The sequence below is a fragment of the Sphingomonas sp. MMS24-J13 genome, from assembly GCF_044905095.1.
Classification (GTDB): Bacteria; Pseudomonadota; Alphaproteobacteria; order Sphingomonadales; family Sphingomonadaceae; genus Sphingomonas_I.
This window is the reverse complement of record NZ_CP173258.1, coordinates 1692706-1716924: the sequence shown is the minus strand read 5'-3', so window position 1 is coordinate 1716924 and position 24219 is coordinate 1692706. Positions and strand designations below refer to the sequence as shown.

The following is a 24219-nucleotide window of genomic DNA, read 5'->3' as shown; positions in this document are numbered from 1 at the left end:
GCAACGTTGCCCATTCGCCACTTTCCCCGCGCAATTTCGTTCTCGCTGCCCTATAGAGGGCGCTTGCTTCGTCCGGAGGTCCGATTGTTCAAGGGTTTGCGTCCTATTCTCTATGGCGGCCGCGAGGTGTGGCCGATAATCGAGGGTGGCAAGGGCGTTGCGGTTTCGAACCACAACAGCGCCGGGGCCTGGGCGGCCGCCGGGGGAATCGGCACGATCTCCGCGGTCAATGCCGATAGCTACGATCCCGAGGGGAAGATCATTCCCCAGATCTATCGCGCGCTGACGCGGCGCGACAGGCATGAGGAACTCGTCGCCTATGCGATCGACGGCGCGGTCGAGCAAATCCGGCGCGCATTCGATATTTCGGGCGGCAAGGGTGCCATCAACATCAACATATTGTGGGAAATGGGCGGCGCGCAGCGCGTCCTCCACGGTGTGCTGGAAAAGACCCGCGGACTGGTCGCTGGCGTCACCTGCGGCGCTGGCATGCCTTATAAGCTGTCCGAGATCGCCGCTTCCTACGGCGTGAACTATCTCCCGATCGTGAGTTCGGGCCGCGCGTTCAACGCGCTCTGGAAGCGGGCCTATTCCAAGGCGGCCGAATGGCTGGCGGCGGTGGTCTACGAGGATCCCTGGCTGGCGGGCGGCCATAACGGCCTGTCCAATGCCGAAGACCCCCGGCAACCGCAGGATCCCTATCCGCGCGTCAAGCTACTGCGCGAAACGATGCGCGCCGGCGGCGTGTCCGAAGACGTGCCGATCGTGATGGCGGGCGGCGTCTGGCATCTGCGCGACTGGAACGACTGGATCGACAATCCCGAGCTCGGCGCGATCGCCTTCCAGTTCGGTACGCGCCCGCTGCTGACGCACGAAAGCCCGATCAGCCAGGAATGGAAGGATCGGCTTACCACGCTCAACCCGGGCGACGTCCTGCTCCACCGTTTCTCGCCGACGGGTTTCTATTCGTCCGCGGTGCGCAACGATTTCCTGCGCAATCTCGAGGCACGCTCGGAACGCCAGATCGCCTTCTCGCTCGAGGCGGCGGGCGATCACCAGTTCCAGCTCGACGTCGGCGTCAAGGGCAAGAATTTCTGGGTGACCTTGGGTGATCTCCATCGTGCGCGCGAATGGGTCGGCCGCGGCTTCACCTCGGCGCTCAAGACGCCGGACAACACGCTTGTCTTCGTCACGCCCGAAGAGATGAAGGTGATCCGCAAGGATCAGGCGGATTGCATGGGCTGCCTCAGCCAGTGCGCATTCTCGTCATGGTCAGATACCGAGGGCAATTCGACCGGCCGGCTCGCCGACCCGCGGTCCTTCTGCATTCAGAAGACCTTGCAGGATATCTCGCATGGCGGCCCGATCGACCAGAACCTGATGTTCGCCGGCCATGCCGCCTACAAGTTCAAGCAGGATCCCTTCTATTCGAATGGGTTCGTGCCGACGGTGAAGCAACTGGTCGATCGCATCCTGACGGGCGACTGATCCTGTTTTTTGCGCGGGCTCAAGAAACTCTAGCGTTTCGGTAGGAATTTGGACGCTATCATAGCGAGATGAAGCAAGCTTATATCGTTCGCCATACCCCGTTCGAAGGCGCCGCCGGCTTTCGCCTGCCGATCGAGGAGGCAGGATATGAATTCAACCGCATCAACGTCTCGGACGACGGCTTCGCCGAATTCGATTGGGTGGGCCCCGATCTGGTCGCGGTCATGGGCGGCCCGATGGGAGTCTACGAGCGCGAGGCCTTCCCATGGATCGATGGCGAGGTGGCGGGGATCGCCGCCCGCATCGCGGCCCGCAAGCCGACCCTGGGCGTATGCCTCGGCAGCCAGATGATCGCGGCGGCATTGGGAGCGGCGGTCTATCCCGGGCCGGTGCGCGAGGTGGGCTTTGCCGCCGTATCGGTGCTGGAGCCGGAGTCGCCGCTGCGCCATGTCGCCGACGTGCCGGTGCTGCACTGGCATGGCGATACGTTCGATCTGCCCGAAGGCGTCGAGCGGCTGGCCGAATTGAGCAACTACGCCAACCAGGCCTTCCGCATCGACGAATGGCTATTGGCGCTCCAGTTCCATCCCGAAATGGGCGAGGATCCGCGCATCGAGAAGTGGCTGGCGGATCATCACTACATTGCATCCGCCGGGACCGACGCCGATACGGTGCGCGCCGATCACGAGCGGCTCGGGCCGGGCGCGGTTGCGGCGGGACGCGCGTTGCTTGGCGAGTGGCTGGCGGGCCTCAAGGCTTAAACGACGCTCGTCCCGCGACGGCGGAGATCCATGGTCCCGACGGTTTGAAGCCCGCGGACCGGATCAGGATCCCGCCTTCGGCAACCGGACGCGGGTCAGGGCACGGGCGGCAAGCAGAAAGTGGCCGGCTCCCCAGAAATAAAGCAACACGTCGAGCTGAAGCGCCCGCTTCAGGCCATAAGCGGAGGCCAGACGGCAGACATCCATGACCGGACCACCGTGACAGGTAGCGGCATAGCCAGGCAGAGCGGCGGCAGCAAAATGATCGCTCAGCAACCCGACCCCCCAAGGCCCCAAGCCGAGCCCGATCGCGTTCATCGCCATCAGGAGCACCGCGATCGCCGTGGCACGCGCGCCGGGGCCGACGGTGTTGACCGTCACGCCGTAGGTCGGACCGAAATACATGTGCGCCCCGGCCAGCGGCAATATGGCAAGCAGCCCGAAAAGGCGCGGGTCGGACGCGTTGAGCACGACCGGAAAGAGGATCGCCGCCGTGATCGCACCGCCCGCAGCGACCATGCCCGGCGAGCGCAGCCGATCGGACAGCCATCCACCCAGCCCCATGCCGAGGCCGATCGAGACGCCCGCGATCAGCCCATAGCCGGTCGCGGCCTGCGCCAGCGGCAGATCGAAGGTGCGCACGAGGATGGGCACCCCGAAACTCGTCAATCCATAACCGGCGACGGATACGATCGACGCGCCCGCCGCCATGTGTACGAAGGCACGCGACCGGAACAAGGCCCGCAGCACCTCGCCGAGCGGTTCGCGCTCGATGAGCGGCGCCATGTCGTGATTGCCGCGGACGGGTTCGCGCAGGGTGACGGCCACCAGCAGTGCCAACAGGAGGCCGGGGAGGCCGAGCATGATGAAGGCCATGCGCCAGCCGAGCGACTGTGCAAGCCAGCCGCCGGCGATCGCGCCGATCAGCATTCCGGCGGGAATGCCGAGCGAGAAGATCGCCAAGGCGGTCGCGCGTCGTTCGTGCGGGAAAAGATCGGCGATCAGCGATTGCGCTGCGGGCGCGTAGCCTGCCTCGCCGATGCCCACGCCGAGCCGGGCCAGCAGCAAATGGGTATAATTGCGTGCCAGTCCGGACAGCGCGGTCATCGCCGACCACAACGCAACCGACACGGCAATCACCGCGACCCGGCTGCGCCGCTCGGCGATCCTTGCCACCGGTATGCCCGCAGTGGTGTAGAAGATCGCGAAGAACAGGCCGGTCAGCAGGCCGAGCTGCTGGTCGCTTAGCCCCAGTTCCTGTTTGATCGGCTGGGCGAGCACGGCGGTCATCTGCCGATCGACGAAATTCGCCGCATACAGCAGGCTCAGCAGAACGAGCGCGAGGCGGGGGCGAGGGCCAGTCATCGTCGTTCGTCTACTTTGCTCCAAAGCGGAATGACATGCCTAGAATTTGGTCTTGAGCGTCCCGCCCCAGGTGCGCGGCTCGCCGAGGAAGGCGCCGTAAAGCTGGGTCGAGGAACTGCCGAATGCCTTCACCGCAGCAGCCGTCCCCGGCACGGTGCCCGATCCGCCGCCCTGCAGCGGCATGCTGAAGGCGATCTGCTTGTAGTTCACGTCGAACAGATTTTGTGCCCACAGTTCGACACTCCAGCGGCCATTGGCCTTGCCGATCCCCAACCGCGCATTGACGAGCGTGACAGGCTTCTGGGCTTTCTCGCTGACCAGATCGGAGCCGGTGTTGATCTTGCCGGTGTAACGAATATCGGCGTAAATCAAAGCCTTGATGTTGCTTGTGAGCATCGGTGTGTAACTTGCCGATCCGGTCGCGACATATTTGGGCGCGTTGGACAGCGTGTTGCCGGGGAGCAGGAACAGGGTCGGCTGAAGCGAATTGTTGCCGTTGGCGTCGGGCGAGCCGACGATGTCCTTGCGATAGCGGGTATCGGCATAAGTGAAGCCGGCGGCGAGCATGACGTCGCGCAACGGCCGGGCGCTCGCCTCGAGCTCGATGCCCTTCGACGTCACGCCGCTGCGCGTGTCCGAGCAGGCCGAATTGCCCGCGATCGCATCGCTGTCGGTATTACCCAGATTGGTCTTGCAGCCTTCGATGTTGCTGACGAAAAAATTCAATCCGTTGTACGTGTTAAGCTGGAAATCGTCGAACTGCTCGTAAAAGAGCGCGACGCTGAGATTGATCGCGTGACCGCCATATTTGGCGCCGAGCTCCCATGAATTGACCTTCTCGGGCTTGAAGGCGAGCGAGTTGAACGGTTGCTGCGCGAGCGTCGCGGTGTTGAACAAAGCCGCCGTGTCGAGGTTGAACCCGCCGGCTTTGTAGCCGCGCGAGAAGCTCGCATAGGTCATCAGCCCCGCCACCGGCTTGTAGCTCAGCACTGCCGTGCCCGACCATTCGCCCTCGCTAAGATGGCTGCGATAGCTGCCGGTGACGCTGTTGGCGACGCAGGCGAAGCCGGTGAAGTTGGCGAGCGATTGGGCCAGCGCGGTGGAGACCGCCGCGATATTCGCATTGAGCCCGCCATTGCCGGCCGGATCGGCGGAGGCGCTGGTGGCGAGCGCACGCAGGCGCGTAATGTTGCCGGCATAAGCGCCGCAGCCGCTGGTCGAGGCGAAATCGGTGTTCAGCGTCTTGCGATCGTCGGTGTAGCGCGCGCCGAGTGTGAGCGAGAGGCGATCGGTGATGTTGACGATATCGTGCGTGAAGATCGCGATATTGCGCTCGGTCTGGCGGAAGCGGTCATTCTCGCCGGTGCCGTTGAGCGGGGTGTTGACCACCTGGCTCGCGACAGCATTGGCCACGGTCGTGGCGCTGCCGGCAGGCAGGGTGGAAACCTGCGCATTTGCATAGGCTTGCGCGAAACCGTTGAGGTTGGCGAAGCCGTAATTCGGGAAGATCGCAAGCGCCGGCGAGACCGCACCGATGCGCGCGCTCGCGAACCGATCGAAATCGGATCCGAACGCCATATTGTCGGCATAACGCAGCCGCTCATGCGAGAAGTAGCCGCCGACCAGCCAATCGACCCGCCCGGCAAAGGCATCGCCCTGCAGCCGCAATTCCTGCGTGAAGGTGCGGAATTTGGAATAGCCGCTGCCATCGGATGCGCGCACCAGCAGATCCAGGCTGGTGAAATCGGCATCCTGCCCCTTGATGAAGTCGTTGCCGCGCCACGCGGTGATCGACGTCAGTTTCGCGGCCCCGATCGCCGCGTTGAGTTCGGCCGAAACGCCATAATCGCGCACGTCCTGGCGAAAGCTTCGCCCCGGGGTGAGCGAGATGGTGCGTGCATAGGTATCGTCGTTGACCGTGCCGTTGCCACCGCCGGGCACCGCCGAGGTGATGCCGCGCATCAGCGCCGCGATCGTCGAGGGCGAATAGATCAGATTGCCGCCGCCGACGCCCGGCGTGGAACTGGTGACGTTTTGCGCCGTCAGATAGACGCCCGCACAGCATTCCTCGTTACGCTTCGAATAATCGGCCGAGAGCAGCAGCGAGAGGCCGTCATGCGGCGTCCATTCCAGCTTGCCGCGCGCCAGCCAGCGATCGCGATTGTTGATCGTACGGCCGGATATCGCTTCCTTGATGAAGCCGTCGCGCTTGGTCCACACGCCGTCCAGGCGGTAGGCGAGATCGTTCGTCACCGGCCCGGTCAGCCCCGCCGCGATCCGCTTGGACGCGTAATTGCCGAAGCCGATCTCGCCATAGCCCTGCTGGGTCAGGCTCGGCTGCGCGGTAACGATGTTGATCAGACCCGCTGATGCGTTGCGACCGAACAAGGATCCCTGCGGTCCGCGCAGCACCTCGATCCGGTCGAGCGGCCCCAATTCGGTCAGCGCCACGCCCGAACGGCTGCGATAGACCCCGTCGACGAAGGTCGCGACCGAGCTTTCGAGCCCGACATTGTCGCCGACCGTGCCGATCCCGCGGATGCGCGCGCCGCCGCCGCCCGCTTCGTTCGACGTCGAGGACACGAGCAGGGACGGGACGAGCTGGTTGAGCTGGCGGATATCGGTCGCGCCGGTCTCGGCAAGCTGCTGCGCGGTCACTGCGGTCACCGCGATCGGCACCTCCACCAACGGGCTGGCACGCCGGGTGGCCGTCACGATGATATCGGTGGTCGCAGGCGCCGTCTGCGCGAAGGCGGGCGTTGCGCCCATGACCAGTGCAATCGCCGCGAGCGGACGCTTTTGCGCCATTATATCTCTCCTGCTCCCCATCGTGCCGAGGCACCCAATCCGTGGTTCGGGGGCCGCTAGGCGCGATAAGCGGGGCACTCAATGCCTAATCGCGCCGCCGGACGGGCGCTTTGCCGCCGCCAAGCTATTCTACGGACGGTGCGGCGCACATCCGGTTGCAAGCCAGAGCCATGATCCTTAAGTGCTCCGCCTTTCCCCAGACAGACTTGGAGCCCCCCTTCGTGACCGTCCATGCCGAAATCGCCCCGCTCGAACCTTCGGCGAGCCTGACGGTCGAAAAAGTGCTGAGTGTCACCCACTGGAACGAGCATCTTTTTTCGTTCACGATCACGCGGCCGGCCAGCTTCCGCTTCCGTTCGGGCGAGTTCGTGATGATCGGGCTGCAGGGCGATAACGGCAAGCCGCTGTTGCGCGCTTATTCGGTCGCCTCGCCGGCTTATGCCGAGGAACTCGAATTCCTGTCGATCAAGGTACCCGATGGCCCGCTGACCTCGAAGCTTCAGCAGATCCGCGCCGGCGACGATATCTATCTCGGCCGCAAGCCGACCGGCACGCTCGTCACCGACGCGTTGAAGCCCGGCCGGCGGCTGTTCCTGCTCGGCACCGGCACCGGCCTGGCGCCCTGGATGTCGATCATCCGGGATCCCGATGTGTATGATCTGTTCAACCACATCGTCGTCGTCCACTCGGTCCGCAAGGTGAGCGATCTCGCTTATCGCGAACTGCTGGAGAGCAAGCTCGCCGACGATCCGCTGGTGGGCGACATGGCGGTCGAGCAGCTTCATTATGTGCCGACCGTGACCCGCGAGGCGTTCCATACCTCGAAGCGGATCGATGCGTTGATTGCCGACGGCACGATCTTCAAGGACGGCGCGTCCAATCCGCCCGAATTCGATCCCGAGCATGACCGGATCATGCTGTGCGGTTCGATGGCGATGATCAAGGAAACCGCCGAACTGCTCGAGAGCAAGGGCTTCACCGAAGGCTCGAACGCGCACCCCGGCGACTATGTGATCGAACGGGCCTTCGTGGGGTAATGTAAATCCTCCCCGTTCCGGGAGGATCTTCATTTTCCGCCAGCCACGCCTTGAACAACGTATGCGCGATCGCATAATGCGGCGGCGGCAGGAACGGGGCTGACGGATCGCCCGCCATCGCCGCGGCGACATCGGCGCGCGTTACCCACTTCGCTTCTTCCAGCTCGGCGGTGTCGATCGTGAGCGCATCGTCGGCCACTTTGGCGACGCAGGCGATCATCAATTGCGACGGGAAGGGCCAGGGCTGGCTGGCGATGTAGCGCACGTCGGTCGCGACGACGCCCGCTTCCTCGTGGAGTTCGCGCGCGACCGCTTCGGCGAACGACTCTCCCAGTTCGACGAAACCGGCCAAGGCCGAAAAGCGCCCCTGTGGGAAGCCGGGCTGGCGGCCGATCAGCACCTTTTTGTCCGCCCCCTCGCCATGTTCGGCCAGCATGATCACGACCGGGTCGGTGCGCGGAAAATGCTCGGTCTTGCAATTGGGGCAGAGCCGCGCCCACCCGGCGCGAAACACGTTGGTCATCGTCCCGCAATTGGCGCAGAAGCGATGCCGCGAATGCCAGTCGAGCAGGCTGCGCGCGGCGGCATAGGTTGCCGCCTCGGAATAAGGCAGCTCGCCGAGCAAGGCGAACAATTCGGGGGTGCGCCGCGCCGCTGCAGCCTTGGGATCGAGGTGGACGAAGCGCGGAATGCCATCGATCAGGCCGAGCAGAAGCAGTTCGTTCCGCGCGATGTCGCCGAGCGGCGCCCAGCCCAGCACTCCGTCCGTTGCCGTCGGAACGTAATCGGTGAGGATGAGCCGCAATGCCCGGGGATCGTCGATCAGAGCCGTGAGCTCTTCCTCGTCGTGGCGGGCGGTTTCGATGCGATCGAGGGGCGAGCCGGTGAAGCCGGGGGTGATCGTCATGCAGGCTCCCTGGAAACAAAAGCAGCGGCGTGTGCGAATAGGGTCGGCAGGCCGGCCTTATCGAGTTCGGCGATCGGCCACCATTCGTCCGTATCGGTCCGGCGCGGCAGGCGGGCTGCCACCACGCGATAGTCGAGCGCGAAGTGCGTGAATAGGTGGCGACCCTGGCCGGCCTCGCACCAATTCAGGTCGGCGGGCGCTTCGGTAAATCCTGGATCGGCCAACGTCCACGGCCCGCTCGGTAATGCACGCATCCCACCGAGCATGCCCTTGGGCGGCCGGCGGACGAGCAGGACATGGTCCTCCGCCTGCAGCCAGAAGATCGTGCCGCGCTTGACCGGCCGCGCGGCCTTGGGGGCCTTGCGCGGATACGTCTCGGGCGCACCGGTCAGGCGCGCGGCGCACGGTTCGGCGAGCGGGCAGATGACGCAGGCCGGGCTGCGCGCGGTGCAGATGGTCGCGCCCAGATCCATCATCGCCTGCGCGAAATCCCCGCTGCGCGTCGCGGGCGTGATGCTGTCGGCCAGCGCATCGATTTTCGGCCGACTGGAGGGCAGGGGCTCTTCGATCGCGAACAGCCGCGATACCACGCGCTCCACATTGGCATCGATCACGACCGCGCGTCGATCGAACGCGATCGCCGCCACGGCCGCCGCCGTATAACGGCCGACGCCGGGCAAGGTGCGCAGACCCTCCTCGGTATCGGGAAAACGCCCGCCCGTTGCCGTCACGGCGCGGGCGCAGGCGACGAGGTTGCGGGCGCGGGCATAATAGCCAAGCCCCGCCCATGCCGCCATCACGTCGGCCTCGGGGGCGTTGGCGAGCGCTTCCACCGTCGGCCAACGCGTCGTGAAGGCGCGGAAATAGGGCTTCACCGCCGCGACGGTGGTTTGCTGGAGCATGATCTCCGAAAGCCAGACCTTGTAGGGATTGGCCGTCTCGCCGGGCAAAGCGCGCCAGGGCAGGATGCGCTTGTGGCGATCATACCAGGCGAGGAGGAGGGCGGCCGGATCCGAACCGCTATCGACGAGCATGGCGGCGCTATGGCATGGGCGATCGGATGACGGAACGAAAGAGTCGAGGCCCCGCTGCCGAAACCCCGCGGACACGCGGCGTGCGCGCGGTGGCCGACATGCTGCCGCAGATCGGCGGCGCGGCGTTCCGCCGTTTCGGCTTCGTTCAGTCGGCCGTGGTTAGTCGTTGGCCCGAAATCGTCGGCGAACGCTATGCCCAATTGTCCGCACCCGAATCGATCCGCTTTCCGGCGGGCAAGCGCAGCGATGGCGTGCTGACGCTGACCGTGATCGGCGCACATGGGCCGATGATGCAGCATCTGGCGCCCACGATCATCGAGCGGGTCAACCGCTTCTTCGGCTATACCGCGATCGCACGGGTGGCGATCCGTCAGGGCGCGCTCGCCGCGCCGGCGCCGCGGGTTGCGCCCCCGTCGATCCGGCCGGTCCCGGTCGATATCGGGGATAGCCTGCGCGGCATTGCCGACCCCGAGCTTCGCGAATGCCTGTCCGCGCTTGCCGGCGCGGTGGCTGCTACCAGCGGCCCGCCGCGCATCGGGCGGATCAACGATAAGGATTGAGTGTCGTGCGTCGTTTTCTGATGATGTTCATGGCGCTGCTGTGCGTCACGCCGGCGCTGGCCGCCCAGCCGACCGATTGGTCCAAGGTCGCGACCCGCGAGGCCGACGGCACCTATATGCTCGGCAATCCCGACGCGAAGGTGAAGCTGGTCGAATTCCTGTCGCTCACCTGCCCGCACTGCGCCAAGTTCGAGGGCGAGGCGATCGCCCCGCTCACCGCCAAATATATCCAGACCGGTCAGGTCAGCTACGAAGTGCGCCACGCCTTGCGTGACGTGTTCGATTTCTCGGCGTCGCTGCTGGCGCGCTGCGATGGGCCGAACGCGTTCTTCGCCGCCGCGCCGGTTCTCTACGCGACCCAGGATCAGTGGATCGGCAAGGCGATCGAATGGAGCAAGACCGCGCCCGATTCGGCCAACACCCCGCAGGATCAGCTGCTGCGGATGGTGGCGAAAGGCTCCGGGCTCGACCAGTTCTTCGCCGCACGCGGGCTGACCGAGGCGAAGGCCAATGCCTGCCTCGCCAACGGCACCGAGCGCGATACGTTGGTGGCGATGGCCAACGACGCCTGGCACCGCCCCAACTTCCCCGGCACCCCGGCTTTCACGATCAACGGCGTCCTCCAGCAGGATCTCGCCACCTGGGTCGATCTCGACAAGCGGCTGGGCGCCGCGCTCAAGACCCAGCCGACCTCGTTCAAGGCACCGGCCCCGTCCATGAAGGCACCAAGGAAAAAACTATGAAATCGCGTTTCGCTCTGGTTGCGCTGACCGCGCTCGCGCTTGCCGGTTGCCAGAAGAAGGCGGCCGACAGTGGCGCCCCGACCGCGCCTTCGACCCCGGTAGCGGCCGTCGCGCCTCCCGCCGGCAAGCAGTGGAGCGATGTCGTTACACCGACGGCCGACGGCGGCATGATGATGGGCAATCCCAATGCCCCGGTGAAGTTCGTCGAATATGCGTCCTTCACCTGCCCGCACTGCAAGCATTTCGAAGATCAGGCGGCCGAGACGCTGAAGAGCCGCTATATCGCGAGCGGCAAGGTCAGCTGGGAGTTCCGCTCCTTCCTCATCCATGGCCCAGATGCGCCGATCACCTTGCTGATGAACTGCCGCGGCCCCGATCCCTATTTCGCGATCTCGCAGCAGCTTTACGCGACGCAGGACGATTGGCTGATGAAGCTCGTCAATCTGCCCAAGGACCAGCAGACCGAACTGCAGAACATGACGCCGACCAACCAGTTCAAGCGGATGATCGACGTGATGGGCCTCTACGGCTTCATGGCGGCACGCGGGCTACCCAAGGCACAGGCGGACGCCTGCCTCGAGGACCAGAAGGCGATCGACGCGCTGACCGCGGCGCAGAACAATTATCAGACGCGCGATCAGATCAACAGCACGCCGACCTTCTTCATCAACGGCCAGCAGCAGACCGACATCAATGATTGGACTGCGCTCGAGCCGCGCCTGAAGGCCGCGATCGGGTGATCAAAGGGTTCATTTCAAGTTAGTCGTCAGCTCTGCGAGGGCGGGAATCCATAAACTCTAACGTATCGATTTATTCGTGAACTTCAGAGCATATGGATCCTCGCCTTCGCGTGATTGACGGTGACGGCGCTCTCAGGGGGAAATCGGAACGGAAATGCAGTTCAGGAAGCTCAGGCTGGCGGGCTTCAAGAGCTTCGTCGAGCCGACCGAACTGCTGATCGAGCCGGGGCTGACGGGGATCGTCGGCCCCAACGGCTGCGGCAAATCCAACCTCCTCGAAGCCATCCGCTGGGTGATGGGCGAGGGCAGTGCCAAGTCGCTGCGCGGCGGCGGCATGGAGGACGTGATCTTCGCCGGCACCGCGCAGCGCCCGGCGCGCGCCTTTGCCGAAGTCTCGCTGCTGACGGAAGGCGCCGACGGCGAGCATGAGGTCGTGCGCCGGATCGAGCGCGGCGCCGGATCGGCCTATCGCATCAACGGTCGCGATGTGCGTCAGCGCGATGTGGCCCTGCTGTTCGCCGACGCTGCCACCGGCGCCCATTCGCCGGCTCTGGTAAGTCAGGGGCGGATCGCCGCGGTCATCGCCGCCAAGCCGGTCGAGCGTCGCCAGATGCTGGAGGAGGCCGCCGGCATATCGGGGCTGCACGTCCGCCGCCGCGAGGCCGAGATCAAGCTCCGGCAGACCGAGAGCAATCTCCAGCGCATCGATGAGATGCTCGGCGAGATGGAGACGCGCATGGCCTCGCTCCGCCGTCAGGCGCGCGCGGCCGAGCGTTACCGCACGCTTTCGACCGAGATCAGGCTGGCCGAGGCGCGTAGCCTGTTCGCGCGCTGGCGCGAGGCGGCAGCAGAGGCCGAACGCGCGCGCAGTCAGGCGAACGCCGCCGAAGAGGCGGTGGCAATCGCTGCCGAGGCGCAGCGCGCAGCGGCGGCGCATGGCGTTCAGGCGACCGGCCTGCTCGCCGAGGCGCGGTCGGCCGCCGAAGCCGCGCGCGAGGCCGCCGCCGCGGTCCGCCATCGGCTCGAGACTTTGAAGTCGGAGCGCAATGCGGTCGAGCGCCGCCTCAACGAACTGCGGTCGCAGGCCGAAACGCTGGCACGCGACCGGGCGCGGGAGGATACGCTCGCGATCGACGCCGCCGCGGCGCTGGAGCGGCTCGCCGCGGAAGAGAAATCGCTCAGCCAGGCGCTTGCTTCGGCCGAAGCGCAACGGGCGACGATCGCTATCGCGGTCAACGAGGCGGAGCGTGCGGCGCGCGATGCCGAGGTCGCGTCGGCGCAGGCGATGGCGCGCGCCGCCGCCGAACAGGCCGACGCCCGCGTCGCCGAAACCACGCTGGCAGGCGCACGTCAGCGCCGTGGGCGCGCCGATGCCGAGAGCCAGCGGCTCGACCGCGAATTGGCGGCGCTGGGGGATGAGGCGCCGCTCCTCGCCGCCCAGTTGCAGGCGAAGGCGCGACGCGAGGCCAATGAGGCAAAGCTGGCGGAATTGGGAAAGGCGCTGGCCGATGCCGAAGCGCGGCGTGACGAAGCGGCTGCAGCGCGCGACGCGGCCGAGAGCGCCAGCGCCGGCGCGCGCGCCGCACTGGCCGCGCTGGAAAGCGAGGAGCGGGCGCTCGCGCTTGCGCTCGCCAAAGCGCAGGGCGATCGCGCGGTCGCGTCGTTGAAGGTGGCCCCGGGCTATGAGCGCGCGCTGGCGGCGGCGCTTGGCGACGATCTCGACGCGCCGATCGGCGGTAACGGCGTACGCGGCTGGATGGGGGCGGTGACCCAGCCTGCCGATCCGCCACTCCCGACGGCTGTCGAGCCGCTTGCGCCGCATGTCGGCGGCGGCGAAGCGCTCGCGCGGCGGCTGGCGCAGATCGGCGTCGTTGAGCAGGACGATGGTCAGCCGCTCGCGGTCGGCCAGCGGATCGTGACGCGCGACGGCCAATTGCGCCGCTGGGATGGCTATGTCGCGCGCAATGTTGGGGCCGCAGCGGCCGAGCGGCTGATCCGCGTCAATCGCCATGCCGAATTGACCGGCCAGCTTCCGGCCGCGCGCGCCGCGGTCGAAGGCGCGAAGGCCGCGCTCGATCGCTCGGCTGCGGCCCAGGCCGAGGCGCGAGGGGCAATCGATCAGGCGCGGCGCGATATGAGCGCGGTCGAGCAGGCGTTGCGGACCGCGCGGCGCGACGAGGATGTGGCGGCCGGTGCGATCGACCGTCGCACCGCCGCGATCGCGGCGCTCCAGCATCGGCGTGCTGCGGTCGATCAGGAGCAGAACGAGGCGGTAGCGGCGGAGAAAGCGGCCGAGGCGATCGTGGCGGCCTTGCCAGATGGATCGGCCACGCGCGCCGAGGTCCAGCGGCTGGGGGCGGTGGCCGATGCGGCGCGGGCGCGCCTGTCGGAGACGCGGGGCCGGGCGCTCGCGCTCGGCCAGTCGATCGAGCATGACGGCCGCCGGCTGCAGGCAGCACGGGCCGAAGCCAATGGGTGGAAGTCGCGGGCCGGCGATGCCGCGCGGCGGATCGCCGAGATGGCCAAGCGGGTCGAAACCGTCGAGGCCGAACGCGCTGCGCTGAGTGGCCGGCCGGCGGAATTGGACGGCGCGATCGATGCGCTCGCCGCGGAAATGGCGATTACCGACGCCTCGGCACGAACCGCGCGCGAAACCGAGGTGGCGCGCGAAAGCGATCTGCGGCGGATCGAGGCGATGGTCGCCAATGCCGGCGAAACGCTCGGTGCCGCCCGCGAAGCGCGCGCCGGGACGCAGGCGCGGGCCGAGCATCAGGAGGCACGCCGGACCGAATTGTCGCAACAATCGGGTGAGCGCTTCCAATGCCCGGCGGTCATCCTGCCCGAGCGCATCGGCTTCGATTCCAAAAGCCTCGCGCCGGCGTCCGAGGAAGGCGCGCGCCACGATCGCCTCGTCGCCGATCGCGACCGGCTGGGGCCGGTCAATCTCGTTGCCGAAAGCGAACTGGCCGAGCTGGAAACCGCGCGGGATACCAACGCCGCCGAACGCGACGAACTTTATCAGGCGGTCAATCGTCTGCGCGGATCGATCGGCAGCCTCAACCGGGAGGGGCGCCAGCGCCTGCTTGCGGCGTTCGAGGCGGTCGACCAGCATTTCCGTCGACTCTTCACGACCTTGTTTGCCGGCGGCGAGGCGCATCTGGCCTTGATCGACAGCGACGATCCGCTCGAGGCCGGGCTCGAGATCATGGCGCAGCCGCCGGGCAAGAAGCTCGGCAGCCTCACCCTGCTCTCGGGCGGCGAGCAGGCGCTGACCGCGGTCGCGCTCATTTTCGCCCTTTTCCTGACAAACCCGGCGCCCATCTGCGTGCTCGACGAGGTCGATGCGCCACTGGACGATGCCAATATCGAGCGCTTCTGCGATATGCTCCAGCAGATGACGCGCGAAACCCAAACGCGTTATCTGGTGGTGACGCATAATGCGGTAACGATGGCGCGGATGCATCGCTTGTTCGGGGTGACGATGATCGAACGCGGGATCAGCCGGCTGGTCTCGGTCGATCTGGGCGGAGCGGAGACGCTGCTGGCAGCGGAGTGAGGCAATGGCGAAGAAATATCGCGTGATCCACCAGCGCAAGAGCGCGATCGAGGCGATGTTTTCGGGCCGGGGCTACCGTGACTGGTATGTGGCGCAGGCGCGCGGCTGGTTCGGCTGGCGCGAGATCAAGGTGTGTCCCACGGTCGCAGAGGCCGAGGATGCCTGCCGCGACCATGCCGGCGGGGTGTTGCTGGTGGGCGGCGCCAAGATCGTCGCCGAATTCGAACGACCCGATTGATGCTCCATGCCTTCGCCGCAATTGCCGATTTCATGCTGATCCTGCTGACGTCGGCTTTGTGGGTGGGGGCCGGAATTGTGGGGGCAGGATTGATCGGGCTGGGCGCGGTGGGCGGCGCGTTCCTGATGGCGCGCCGGTGGTGGCGGTTGCGGTGAACTGCGCTCGATCAAGATGCGCGTCGCCATTTACCCGTCACCCCGGCCTTGAGCCGGGGTCCTGCTTCTTCTGTTTCGCTGAAAATTAGCGGGACCCCGGCTCAAGGCCGGGGTGACGATGACAATTGCTCGAATGCGACTTCGATCTTCAGGGCAGCGTTTTCGCGATCTGCGCTGTCCGACGATAAAGCCAAGCGGTCAGCGCCGCGAACACCACCACCCCGATGACCAGGGCAGGCGTCGCGAAATCTTCGCCCACCAGCGCGAGCGGAGCGCCCTTGCCGGTCACCACGATGAGCCCGGCCAGCAACACGCCGAACAGTCCATCGCCCACGATAAATCCGGATGCCAGCATCACACCGGTGCGCTGCCCCACCTCGGTCCTGGCCCGCTTTTCATAAAAGTGGCCGATGATCGATCCGATCACTACGGGCAGCGTCGCGCCCATCGGCAGATAGATGCCGAGCCCCACGGCGAGCGGCGGCACACGCCGTTTTCCCATCCTGCCAAGCACGGCGTCGATGATGATGAGCAGGACGCCGACGGCACCGCCCGATCCGATGACCGCCCAATCGAGCCCGGCACCGAGCACGCCCTGCGCCAGCGTGCTGATCAACACCGCCTGCGGTGCCGCGAGTGCCTCCTTCGCGGCGGCCCCGTGCAACGGCGCGAAGCCATAGGCCTTGTTGAGCAGATCGAGCGTGAAGGGGATGACCAGCGATCCGCAGACCACGCCGATCATCAGCGCGACCTGCTGCTTCCATGGCGTGGCGCCGACCAATTGGCCGGTCTTGAGATCCTGCAGATTGTCGTTGGAGATCGTCGCTGCCGAGAAGATCAAGGCGGTCAGGAAGATTGCCAGCGCGACCAGATGCGGCGTCGCGCCGGCGGGCACGACCGGCTTGACGAAGAAAGCGAGCAGCAGGCCTGCGCCGACGATGCCGAGAATGCCGAGGCCCGAGACCGGGCTGTTCGAGGCGCCGATCAGACCGGCCATATAACCGCACACCGCGGCCACGATCGCACCGGCGACGATCACGTAGATCACGCCGCCGGCGACCAGCGGCGCGACATAGGGAGCGAGCGGCCCCGCCTGAATGAAGCCGACCAGCACCCATGCGATCGGTACGATCAGGATGGCCAGGCCGATGCCGAGCATGCTGACCGGGATATCGCGTTCCTCGATCGGCAATATCTGCTTGCCGGCCTTGCGCGCGCGCGACGCGGCGAGCGAATCCGCCAGACCCTTCACGATCGGGATGATGAGCTGGCTCAACGTCCAGAGTGCCGCAACGCCGATCACCCCCGCGCCGAAAAAGCGAACGTCATGCCGCCAGATCGCCTCGGCCGCCTCGGGCGTACCGTGAAGCCACGTCAGGAAGGGGGTAACGATGCCGAAGCCCAGGACGAGGCCCCACAGGATCGCGAGGCCGACCGTCAGCCCGACGAGGTGCCCCGCCCCGATCAGGGCGAAGGATAAGGTTGCGTCGAGCCCGGTGCCGACCGCACCGATGCGAAACCATTTGCCGACCTCGCCAGCCGCAATCTGGGTCGCGGCAAGCGCGGAATAAGCGGCCGATGCGATCGATCCCATGACGATGACACGCAGCCCCGCCTTATTCTCGACCGCGCCTTCGGTGGTCTCGCTGCCGACCTGCAGCACCGCCGCCGCGGCCACACCCTCGGGATAAGGCAGGTCCGATCCGGTCACGAGCGCACGACGCAAGGGCACGCTGAACAGCACGCCGAGGATGCCGCCGATCGCGCAGACCCAGAAGGTCGTCCAGTAATCGAACGACTGCCACCAGCCGACCATGATCAAACCGGGCAAGACGAAGCCGATCGCCGCGAGCGTGCCCGCCGCCGACGCGATCGTCTGGACGATGTTGTTTTCGAAGATGGTCGAGTTCTTGAACCCCTTGAGCAACGCCATCGAGATGACGGCGGCCGGGATCGAGGTCGCGAAGGTCAGGCCGATCTTGAGCCCCAGATAGAGGTTCGCGGCTGTGAACAGGATCGTGATGAGGAAGCCGAGCGCGATGCCGCGCAGCGTGAGTTCGGGAGCATCTGCGCGTGTTGTCATGCCTGCGTTCTGGCGCAGGTTGCGCTTGCGCACAATGGAGGCGGCGCCGCGCGGGCGTATGCGTTTCGTTCTGGCCGATCAACACGAACTTCCGCCCGGGCGATGCTCCCTTGCCCATCGCTTCTAGGCGATGGTCGTCCGACAAGAACTGGGGAGGGAATGATGGCGATCGATTTCGTGCGTGCGGTGCTCACGCCCAGAGGCGTTGGAGAGGAAATGGCAGCGGCGCTTCAGATCGTCATCGATATGAAGATCGATACCGATACCGGCATCAGCGTGGGGCCGTTCCCGGCGTTCGGCCGGGTCGGCGACTTCCGGAAGCCGGAAAGTCTCTATCCATTCACTTTGATGTTCGATGGCCGCATGGATTATGGCGCTCATGCCAGCGACGCCCAGCGGACGGACATGCTCGAGATCCGCGGCGCGAAATTGATCGCAGGTGAAGAGGTGGCCTGTCGCCATGGCGAAGCCCCCCGGACTTACCGTATCGATACGGTGACGCCGCTATTGGCCTGATCAGGCGGTCTTGGCCTCCGAAGGCGGTAGCGCGGCGAGTGCCTGTTCGACGCTCAGCAGGCCCGCGGCGCTGGCGACCGCCAGGTCGATCGGGCGCCCGCCCAATGCGTCGTTATGCGTGTTGAGGAAGGCGATCACCGCCTGCGGCTGGCGCAACGCGCTGAAGGCGAGTTGCGAAACGCGCCCCTGTCGGGCGGCCTCCTCGGCGGAGAGGCGCGGTTGCGTGGAGCGCTTTTGAAATGGTGTCTTCACTCGACGCTCTCCAGGAGAAGGGCATTCGCGAACGCCATGTTTCAACGGCGCTCGCGACTTGGGGAATTACGGAGCCGTCAGGGCTGAGACTCAGCCGACCATCTCCGCAACGATCCGCCGAAGCTCGTTCGGCGAAAGGGTGGTCACCGGTTGCTGTTTGGGCTGGCCGGCAGGAAACGAAAGCGACAAACGACGACGCGCTGGCTGCGCGTTCGTGATATTCTGGGTATGCATAAAGTCCTTGGGCGCGGGCATCGAAGCCGGCGCAATATGATGTTGGATTGGCGCTAACGCCGAAAACTCCGCCGCGGGCCACCGCCGCCCGGGGTCGGTTCGCGAAAGATCAGCCGGGCCTTTTCCAGGTCGTACGGCGTCATTTCGACATGAACGCGATCACCCAGCACGGTACGGATGCGGAAACGTCGCATGCGGCCGGCGGTATAGGCGATGACCGTGTGATTGTTGTCGAGCATGACGCGAAAGCGCCCGTCCGGCAAAACCTCTTCGATCATTCCTTCGAACGTCATCAATTCTTCTTTCGCCATATCAGGCGATCCAAATCGGCATGCGGGACTTCCTTTCCAGAAGCACAGGGGTTCGACCGGAAAAACCGGCGAGCTGTGAAGCGTGAAATGGAAGGATCGAGCTTCCTGAAACGAAGCATCAAATTCCGTCGCAGGCGACGTTAGCCTCCCCTAAATAGGGCGCACGGCCCGAAAGGTCAATGAACCGCCGTCCCCAATGGGTGCGACGAGAAACATGGAAGGAGCGGAATCATGATCATCCCGGCTTTGAACGAGGGCAATGTCGCCGTCATTACCGGCGGCGCCAGCGGGATCGGGCTGGCCGCGGGAACACGGCTGGAAGCGATGGGATTGCGCGTCTGCCTCGTCGATCTGGAGCAACATGCGCTGGATGCTGCGGCGGCATCGATCAGCGGCAATGTGTGGACTTATACAGCTGACGTTTCCGATCGCGCGGCGATGGAGGCGCTGGCGGAGCGGATTCGCGCGGAATTCGGGCCGGTGTCGGTGCTGATGAACAATGCCGGTGTCGGCGGGGGCGGCGATGCCTTGTCCAATCCCGATGGCTGGGCGCGGCTGATCGGGGTCAATCTCTTTGGGGTGCTGAACGGCGTGCAGGCTTTCGTGCCGCCGATGATCGCGGGCGATGGCCCGGGGCTGGTGATCAACACCGGCTCCAAGCAAGGCATCACCCAGCCGCCGGGCGATACCGCCTACAACGTCAGCAAATCGGCAGTGAAGGCGCTGACCGAGGGCCTCGCCCATAGTTTGCGCCAGCAGACCGGCGACCGGGTGACCGCGCACCTGCTCATCCCCGGCTTCACCTATACCGGCATGACCGCCCGCCGCCTGGCCGAGCCGCCGCCGGCGGCCTGGGCGCCCGCAGAGGTCGTGGATTTCATGCTGCACGGTTTGCGGGAGGGAGATTTCTATATCCTCTGCCCCGACAACGAGACGACGCGCGCGCAGGACGAGAAGAGGATCGCGTGGGCGGCCGGGGATATCATCGAGAACCGGCCGGCTCTGTCCCGCTGGCATCCGGATTGGGCGGAGAAGTTCAAGAGCTGGATGGAGGGGTAAAAGTTCCCTCTCCCTTGCGGGAGAGGGTTAGGGTGAGGGGGTGCCGCTGTGCCGGGCTCGATGCCCGGCGCGGCGGCTTTTCGCCGCCGCATGGATTGATCGCGGCATCGAGCCACGATCAATCCAACCCCTCACCCCGACCCTCTCGAACAAGGGGAGAGGGCGTTATGACATCTCCTCGATCCGTTCCTTCACTCGCTTCAGATCCTCCACGAACCTTTCATATTCCACCGCTGCCGCCTCGCGATCGGGCAGGCGCAGCAAAAAGCTCGGATGCACCGTCACCCAGCCTTCTCCGCCATCTTCCAGCCGGTGCGGCTGGCCGCGGGTGCCTGCAATCGTCACCGCCTTGCCCAGCATCTGCCGCGCTGCCGTTGCCCCCAGCGCGACCGTCATCGTCGGGCGGATCAGTTCGCGCTCCTGTGCATACCACCAGCGGCAGGCCTGGATCTCGCCGGCATTGGGCTTGCTGTGGATGCGCCGCTTCCCGCGCTGTTCATATTTGAAATGCTTGACCGCGTTGGTGACGTAAGCCCTCGCGCGATCGATGCCGGCTTTCTCCAGCGCCTCGTCGAAGAGCTGCCCGGCCGGGCCGACGAACGGCTTGCCGGCGAGATCCTCCTGATCGCCGGGTTGTTCGCCGACGAACATGATTGCGCCGTCGAGCGGGCCTTCACCGAATACCGTCTGGGTGGCATCCTTGAACAATGGGCAACGGCGGCAGCCCTTCGCCTCCTCGCGCAGGGCCGCCCATGCTGCCTCGGCATTGGTGGCGACATCGTTTCGACTGGTTGCGACCATCTTCGCCTCCCGCGCCTGCGCGCCCGCGATCAATTCCGGTACCAACGCGGTTTCGGGCATGTTTTTCCAATATTTGCGCGGCATCTCCTTCAGCATCGCGCCGATCTTGACCCGCGCCGGATTGAAGATCGAAGCGTAGTAGGTCTTCCAGACATCCTCCACCGGATCGCCTTCAGGCGCATCGGCCCGGCTCGCGCCCGGGCCCTCGCGCAAGGTCGCTCCGTCCCAATGAAGCGAGAGCTCGGGGGTGAGGATCGACCAGCGCATCGATGCGAAGCGATCCACGAAGAAGCCGGCATTGGCGCGGACGATATGATGTTCGGGCTCGAACCAGGCGACATAGCGCGTGCCCCCGTCGGGCTCGGCAAGCTCGCGGAAGCGGAGGAAGGCGCGCATCTTGTGGATGTCGCGGCGCACCTCCTTCGCCATACCTTCGAGCCGGCGCAACGCCGGATCGGTCTGATCCTGGATCAGCTCCGGCCGGCGGCGCAGGCGCACCAGCATTGCGTAGAGCAACGCGAAGCGCGCGCGATCGCGGTGGTAGACGACGCTGCGGGCGAGATCGATGAACGGGCGGGGAACCGAGAAAGCGTAATCTTTCTTGGGTTCGGCGGCAGGTGCCGCGCTGCCGAGCAGATCGGATATCTCGTCGCCCACCTGCCAGACGACCTGATCGGGCGGAGTTTCGTCGAGCGCCAGCGCGCGGGCGAGCCCGCGCCAGCCGTCGAAATCGTCCTCGCGCGCAAGCGTCGCAACGCGCATGAAGGTCAGGCGGCGTCCTGGCTGGTGTAGAGGTTGATCGCTTCGTAGAGCATGGTCAGCGCCTGCCTCTCTTCGGCCGACAATTCGGGCCGCCAGATTTCGAACAGCAGGACAATGCGGATCGAGGTGCCATCGTTCCGTGCCTCATGCTCGATCGAATCGTCGAAGATGATCGTCTCGCCCTCGCGCCAGGTGCGGGTCTCGTTGCCGACGCGAAAGCTGCAGCCCGGCGGCGCGATCAAAGGCAGGTGGCAGATCAGGCGGGTGTTGAGCAGGCCGTTATGCGGCACGATGTGCGCGCCGGGCCGCAACGAGGAATAGAGCGCCATCGGCGAGCGGCTCGCGATGTGCGGCATCGGCACCGCGGCGAGGGCCTGCATCGCGCGCGGCGCGCGGCTGGCATTGGCCGGGATTTCCACGCCGCTCCGCCACAGGTAGAGCGCGCTCCAGCTGGGATCGCCGTAGAGCGGGTTGGTCGATCGCGGGCGGTCGGGTTGCTGCTCGATATAGGGCGCGAAGCCGTCGCTACCCGACGCGAGGATCGCCTCCAACTCCGCCCGCAGCGACGGCGTTTCCGCTTCCAGCGCCGGCAGCCACGGGAAGTCGCTCCGCTCGTAAAATTGTATCTGGGGGAGGCCCGGGTAGAAAAACGCGCTGGGCTGCTGATAGAAAGGCTGCGCCCGGCCGGTGAGGATCTCGATCGATTGGCGGAAGCGGCCACCGATCGCATCTGGCCGGACACCCTGCGCATCGAGTGTGGCGCGCAGATGCTCTTCGTATCGAGTCCGTTGAGCGGTAAGCCAGGCTTCGGCGCGATCGAGATCGGGCACGAGCGTCGGGGGCATGTCGGGACGCGCCGCCGCGGCGGCCAGAGCGAGCTGATAGAAACTGGTGGCGCCGCGATCGTCGTGCGCGGCGGCCCGGCAATCTCCCTTCATCAGCAGGCCACGGATGTTGCGGGGTTCGATCGCGAGAAGGCGGTCGAGCGCAATGCTCTCGGCTGTCCAATCGCCCATCATCCGGTGGGCTTGCGCGATCAGAAGCCATGGCGGTTCGCCATCGGGATCCCGTGCGGCGAGATCGTCGAAGATACGCAATGCTTCGGCCGGCGCCCGCCGCTGCATTGCAGCAACGCCCATGCGCACGAAAACATCGGCCTCGGCCCGCGTCAGCGGCATTTGAAAATCATGATTGCCCGCGCCCCCTCGAAGCAATCAGCGAAGCTTAGCCGACCGCGGACACTATGCAATCATAAGAAAATACGTGGGCCGTGCACGGCACTGACGCAACGCGCGTCTAGAAAGTGTGCTCGCGCTGATCGCCAATCATGCTTTTGCGAAAGCTGCGCGACGTGAGCCAGGCGATCCCGGCCCCGCCCGCAATCAGCGCCGAACCGCCATACACCGCAACAATAAGCACCATTACAACAACGGACATCGTCCCACCTTCACACTATGGCCGTGCTGCAGTGCAATATAGATAAACGGAGATTTAACCAGTGCAAATATCGACAGTGGCTGGTGCAATCGCTGCACGCCATTCTGGCGCCTATTCCGATCAGCATGCGAACAGGTCGAGCTGGGTCGTCATTTTCGTTACGGGCAGCGGATCTATCTGATCCGCCATCACGGTGGGCCGCCAATCGGCGGTAATCAGAAATGGACGCAGCTTTGCGATCGACACAGTCAATCGGCCGATGTCGGCGAGCTTCAGCGGATGGAGGCGGCGGGCGGCGAGGATCGCGCCGATCGCCTTGGTCCCGAGCCCGGGGACCCGTAGCAGCATCTCGCGCGAAGCGCGGTTGACGTCGAGCGGAAACAGATGGCGATGTTTGAGCGCCCAGGCGAGCTTGGGGTCGATATCGAGCGGCAACATGCCATCGGCCCCGGTCGCCTCGCCCACCTCGCGCGCACTGAACCCGTAGAAGCGCACCATCCAGTCGGATTGGTAAAGCCGATGTTCGCGTATCAGCGGCGGACGTTTCAAAGGAAGGATGGCGCTGGCGTCGGGGATCGGGCTGAACGCCGAATAATAAACGCGACGTAACCCAAAGCGATCGTAGAGGCTGCTCGCGCTGGCGATGATCTGGCTATCGTTGGCGCTGTCGGCTCCGACGATCATCTGGGTCGATTGGCCCGCCGGCGCGAATTTGGGGGCCGATCGATAGCGGCGGCGCGCATCGTGCGTGTCCTCGATCGCCGTTTTGAGACCTCCCATCGCGCCCTCGATCCGCTCGCCGGATTTCTCGGGCGCGAGCCGCTTGAGCCCGCTCGCGGTCGGCAGTTCGACGTTGATCGACAGTCGATCGGCGTAGAGGCCCGCACGGTGGATCAGCTCGGGATCGGCGTCCGGGATCGTCTTGAGGTGGATATAGCCGCGGAAATCATGGTCGTCGCGCAGCGACCGAGCGACCTCGACGATCTGCTCCATCGTGTAATCGGACGAGCGGATGATGCCGGAGGAAAGGAACAGCCCCTCGATATAATTGCGACGGTAGAACGCGAGCGTGAGATCGACCACCTCCTGCGCGGTGAAGCGCGCACGGCGAACGTTCGAGCTTTTCCGGTTGATGCAATAATGGCAGTCGAAGATGCAACTGTTGGTCAGCAGGATCTTGAGCAGCGAGATGCAGCGGCCGTCGGGCGCATAGGCATGGCAAATCCCCATGCCTGCATCGGTCGAGCCGATCCCCTTGCCATCCTTCGAGCTGCGCTTGATCGTGCCGGATGAGGCGCATGACGCGTCATATTTCGCTGCATCCGCAAGGATTTCCAGTTTCTGTCGGACATCCAGTTGCGCCATTTGTTCC

22 protein-coding genes are annotated in these 24219 nt (G+C 65.5%); 11 read left to right on the top strand and 11 right to left on the bottom strand.

All coding sequences use genetic code 11. From position 1 onward, the window contains the following. Nucleotides 1–84 precede the first annotated feature (84 nt). Together AB4Z44_RS08105 and AB4Z44_RS08100 are read left to right on the top strand one after the other, a co-directional pair. Complete coding sequence (locus tag AB4Z44_RS08105; protein ID WP_404713541.1) at nucleotides 85–1488, top strand: NAD(P)H-dependent flavin oxidoreductase; 1404 nt, start codon at nucleotides 85–87, stop codon at nucleotides 1486–1488. A gap of 68 nt (nucleotides 1489–1556) precedes the next feature. After that, the gene (locus tag AB4Z44_RS08100; RefSeq protein WP_404713540.1) at nucleotides 1557–2249 is read left to right on the top strand and encodes a glutamine amidotransferase; all 693 of its coding nucleotides are present in this window, start codon (nucleotides 1557–1559) and stop codon (nucleotides 2247–2249) included. 63 nt (nucleotides 2250–2312) lie between these two features. Here the strand turns inward: AB4Z44_RS08100 and AB4Z44_RS08095 are convergent, their stop codons facing one another. Both AB4Z44_RS08095 and AB4Z44_RS08090 read right to left on the bottom strand, forming a co-directional pair. Beyond that, the gene (locus AB4Z44_RS08095; protein WP_404713539.1) at nucleotides 2313–3614 is read right to left on the bottom strand and encodes a spinster family MFS transporter; all 1302 of its coding nucleotides are present in this window, start codon (nucleotides 3612–3614) and stop codon (nucleotides 2313–2315) included. A gap of 39 nt (nucleotides 3615–3653) precedes the next feature. Continuing rightward, the gene (locus tag AB4Z44_RS08090) at nucleotides 3654–6422 is read right to left on the bottom strand and encodes a TonB-dependent receptor (protein WP_404713538.1); all 2769 of its coding nucleotides are present in this window, start codon (nucleotides 6420–6422) and stop codon (nucleotides 3654–3656) included. Between the two features lie 221 nt (nucleotides 6423–6643). Here AB4Z44_RS08090 and AB4Z44_RS08085 point away from each other — a divergent pair, with 221 nt between their 5' ends. After that, the gene (locus tag AB4Z44_RS08085) at nucleotides 6644–7459 is read left to right on the top strand and encodes a ferredoxin--NADP reductase (protein WP_404713537.1); all 816 of its coding nucleotides are present in this window, start codon (nucleotides 6644–6646) and stop codon (nucleotides 7457–7459) included. Here AB4Z44_RS08085 and nudC read toward each other — a convergent pair. Both nudC and mutY read right to left on the bottom strand, forming a co-directional pair. After that, a complete protein-coding gene (gene nudC, locus AB4Z44_RS08080; RefSeq protein WP_404713536.1) occupies nucleotides 7398–8366 on the bottom strand; it encodes an NAD(+) diphosphatase in 969 nt (322 codons plus the stop codon). The two genes, AB4Z44_RS08085 and nudC, sit on opposite strands and share 62 nt — an antisense overlap. Further along, complete coding sequence (mutY, locus tag AB4Z44_RS08075; RefSeq protein WP_404713535.1) at nucleotides 8363–9400, bottom strand: A/G-specific adenine glycosylase; 1038 nt, start codon at nucleotides 9398–9400, stop codon at nucleotides 8363–8365. Before mutY ends, nudC begins: the two co-directional genes overlap by 4 nt. Before the next feature lie 14 nt (nucleotides 9401–9414). Here mutY and AB4Z44_RS08070 point away from each other — a divergent pair, with 14 nt between their 5' ends. The 6 genes from AB4Z44_RS08070 (at nucleotide 9415) to AB4Z44_RS08045 (ending at nucleotide 15392) form a co-directional block, all read left to right on the top strand. After that, nucleotides 9415–9960, top strand: a complete 546-nt coding sequence (locus AB4Z44_RS08070) for a DUF721 domain-containing protein (protein ID WP_404713534.1) — start codon at nucleotides 9415–9417, stop codon at nucleotides 9958–9960. Between the two features lie 5 nt (nucleotides 9961–9965). Further along, entirely contained in the window at nucleotides 9966–10703 is a 738-nt protein-coding gene (locus tag AB4Z44_RS08065) for a thioredoxin domain-containing protein (RefSeq protein WP_404713533.1), read from the top strand. Further along, nucleotides 10700–11443: a thioredoxin domain-containing protein gene (locus tag AB4Z44_RS08060; protein ID WP_404713532.1), complete on the top strand. Its 744-nt coding sequence runs from the start codon at nucleotides 10700–10702 to the stop codon at nucleotides 11441–11443. Before AB4Z44_RS08065 ends, AB4Z44_RS08060 begins: the two co-directional genes overlap by 4 nt. A 154-nt stretch (nucleotides 11444–11597) precedes the next feature. Further along, entirely contained in the window at nucleotides 11598–14999 is a 3402-nt protein-coding gene (locus AB4Z44_RS08055) for a chromosome segregation SMC family protein (RefSeq protein ID WP_404713531.1), read from the top strand. 4 nt (nucleotides 15000–15003) lie between these two features. Continuing rightward, nucleotides 15004–15237 carry a hypothetical protein gene (locus AB4Z44_RS08050; protein WP_404713530.1) on the top strand — a complete coding sequence of 78 codons (234 nt, stop codon included), beginning with the start codon at nucleotides 15004–15006 and terminating at the stop codon, nucleotides 15235–15237. Further along, nucleotides 15237–15392, top strand: a complete 156-nt coding sequence (locus AB4Z44_RS08045) for a hypothetical protein (protein ID WP_404713529.1) — start codon at nucleotides 15237–15239, stop codon at nucleotides 15390–15392. Before AB4Z44_RS08050 ends, AB4Z44_RS08045 begins: the two co-directional genes overlap by 1 nt. Before the next feature lie 148 nt (nucleotides 15393–15540). Here the strand turns inward: AB4Z44_RS08045 and AB4Z44_RS08040 are convergent, their stop codons facing one another. Beyond that, nucleotides 15541–17475, bottom strand: coding sequence for an OPT family oligopeptide transporter (locus tag AB4Z44_RS08040; RefSeq protein WP_404713528.1), 1935 nt, complete (start codon nucleotides 17473–17475; stop codon nucleotides 15541–15543). Between the two features lie 159 nt (nucleotides 17476–17634). On the opposite strand from AB4Z44_RS08040, the gene AB4Z44_RS08035 reads away from it, so the two are divergent. Further along, nucleotides 17635–17991 carry a hypothetical protein gene (locus AB4Z44_RS08035; RefSeq protein ID WP_404713527.1) on the top strand — a complete coding sequence of 119 codons (357 nt, stop codon included), beginning with the start codon at nucleotides 17635–17637 and terminating at the stop codon, nucleotides 17989–17991. Here the strand turns inward: AB4Z44_RS08035 and AB4Z44_RS08030 are convergent, their stop codons facing one another. Continuing rightward, entirely contained in the window at nucleotides 17992–18243 is a 252-nt protein-coding gene (locus AB4Z44_RS08030; RefSeq protein WP_404713526.1) for an antitoxin Xre/MbcA/ParS toxin-binding domain-containing protein, read from the bottom strand. 287 nt (nucleotides 18244–18530) lie between these two features. Further along, nucleotides 18531–18788, bottom strand: coding sequence for a translation initiation factor IF-1 (gene infA / locus AB4Z44_RS08025; RefSeq protein WP_404713525.1), 258 nt, complete (start codon nucleotides 18786–18788; stop codon nucleotides 18531–18533). A gap of 231 nt (nucleotides 18789–19019) precedes the next feature. On the opposite strand from infA, the gene AB4Z44_RS08020 reads away from it, so the two are divergent. Then, nucleotides 19020–19847 (top strand): SDR family NAD(P)-dependent oxidoreductase, encoded by an 828-nt coding sequence (locus AB4Z44_RS08020; protein ID WP_404713524.1) that lies wholly within the window; start codon nucleotides 19020–19022, stop codon nucleotides 19845–19847. Between the two features lie 165 nt (nucleotides 19848–20012). Here AB4Z44_RS08020 and AB4Z44_RS08015 read toward each other — a convergent pair whose 3' ends face one another. The 4 genes from AB4Z44_RS08015 to AB4Z44_RS08000 all read right to left on the bottom strand — a co-directional run bounded on the left by AB4Z44_RS08015 (nucleotide 20013) and on the right by AB4Z44_RS08000 (nucleotide 24212). Beyond that, the gene (locus AB4Z44_RS08015) at nucleotides 20013–21410 is read right to left on the bottom strand and encodes a UdgX family uracil-DNA binding protein (RefSeq protein ID WP_404713523.1); all 1398 of its coding nucleotides are present in this window, start codon (nucleotides 21408–21410) and stop codon (nucleotides 20013–20015) included. A 5-nt stretch (nucleotides 21411–21415) separates the two neighbouring features. Next, nucleotides 21416–22588, bottom strand: a complete 1173-nt coding sequence (locus AB4Z44_RS08010; RefSeq protein ID WP_404713522.1) for an aspartyl/asparaginyl beta-hydroxylase domain-containing protein — start codon at nucleotides 22586–22588, stop codon at nucleotides 21416–21418. Nucleotides 22589–22706: 118 nt separating this feature from the next. Further along, the gene (locus AB4Z44_RS08005; RefSeq protein WP_404713521.1) at nucleotides 22707–22847 is read right to left on the bottom strand and encodes a hypothetical protein; all 141 of its coding nucleotides are present in this window, start codon (nucleotides 22845–22847) and stop codon (nucleotides 22707–22709) included. 120 nt (nucleotides 22848–22967) lie between these two features. Then, nucleotides 22968–24212, bottom strand: coding sequence for a putative DNA modification/repair radical SAM protein (locus AB4Z44_RS08000; RefSeq protein WP_404713520.1), 1245 nt, complete (start codon nucleotides 24210–24212; stop codon nucleotides 22968–22970). Nucleotides 24213–24219 lie beyond the last annotated feature (7 nt).

Bases quoted from the DNA above. Each gene is read 5' to 3' on its own strand.
- AB4Z44_RS08000 (WP_404713520.1), bottom strand. From the start codon at position 24,212: ATGGCGCAACTGGATGTCCGACAGAAACTGGAAATCCTTGCGGATGCA.
- AB4Z44_RS08045 (WP_404713529.1), top strand. From the start codon at position 15,237: ATGCTCCATGCCTTCGCCGCAATTGCCGATTTCATGCTGATCCTGCTG.
- AB4Z44_RS08040 (WP_404713528.1), bottom strand. From the start codon at position 17,475: ATGACAACACGCGCAGATGCTCCCGAACTCACGCTGCGCGGCATCGCG.
- AB4Z44_RS08050 (WP_404713530.1), top strand. From the start codon at position 15,004: ATGGCGAAGAAATATCGCGTGATCCACCAGCGCAAGAGCGCGATCGAG.
- AB4Z44_RS08005 (WP_404713521.1), bottom strand. From the start codon at position 22,847: ATGTCCGTTGTTGTAATGGTGCTTATTGTTGCGGTGTATGGCGGTTCG.
- AB4Z44_RS08060 (WP_404713532.1), top strand. From the start codon at position 10,700: ATGAAATCGCGTTTCGCTCTGGTTGCGCTGACCGCGCTCGCGCTTGCC.
- AB4Z44_RS08100 (WP_404713540.1), top strand. From the start codon at position 1,557: ATGAAGCAAGCTTATATCGTTCGCCATACCCCGTTCGAAGGCGCCGCC.
- AB4Z44_RS08020 (WP_404713524.1), top strand. From the start codon at position 19,020: ATGATCATCCCGGCTTTGAACGAGGGCAATGTCGCCGTCATTACCGGC.
- AB4Z44_RS08010 (WP_404713522.1), bottom strand. From the start codon at position 22,588: ATGCCGCTGACGCGGGCCGAGGCCGATGTTTTCGTGCGCATGGGCGTT.
- AB4Z44_RS08035 (WP_404713527.1), top strand. From the start codon at position 17,635: ATGATGGCGATCGATTTCGTGCGTGCGGTGCTCACGCCCAGAGGCGTT.
- nudC (WP_404713536.1), bottom strand. From the start codon at position 8,366: ATGACGATCACCCCCGGCTTCACCGGCTCGCCCCTCGATCGCATCGAA.
- mutY (WP_404713535.1), bottom strand. From the start codon at position 9,400: ATGCTCGTCGATAGCGGTTCGGATCCGGCCGCCCTCCTCCTCGCCTGG.
- AB4Z44_RS08095 (WP_404713539.1), bottom strand. From the start codon at position 3,614: ATGACTGGCCCTCGCCCCCGCCTCGCGCTCGTTCTGCTGAGCCTGCTG.
- AB4Z44_RS08015 (WP_404713523.1), bottom strand. From the start codon at position 21,410: ATGCGCGTTGCGACGCTTGCGCGCGAGGACGATTTCGACGGCTGGCGC.
- AB4Z44_RS08090 (WP_404713538.1), bottom strand. From the start codon at position 6,422: ATGGCGCAAAAGCGTCCGCTCGCGGCGATTGCACTGGTCATGGGCGCA.
- AB4Z44_RS08055 (WP_404713531.1), top strand. From the start codon at position 11,598: ATGCAGTTCAGGAAGCTCAGGCTGGCGGGCTTCAAGAGCTTCGTCGAG.
- infA (WP_404713525.1), bottom strand. From the start codon at position 18,788: ATGGCGAAAGAAGAATTGATGACGTTCGAAGGAATGATCGAAGAGGTT.
- AB4Z44_RS08070 (WP_404713534.1), top strand. From the start codon at position 9,415: ATGGGCGATCGGATGACGGAACGAAAGAGTCGAGGCCCCGCTGCCGAA.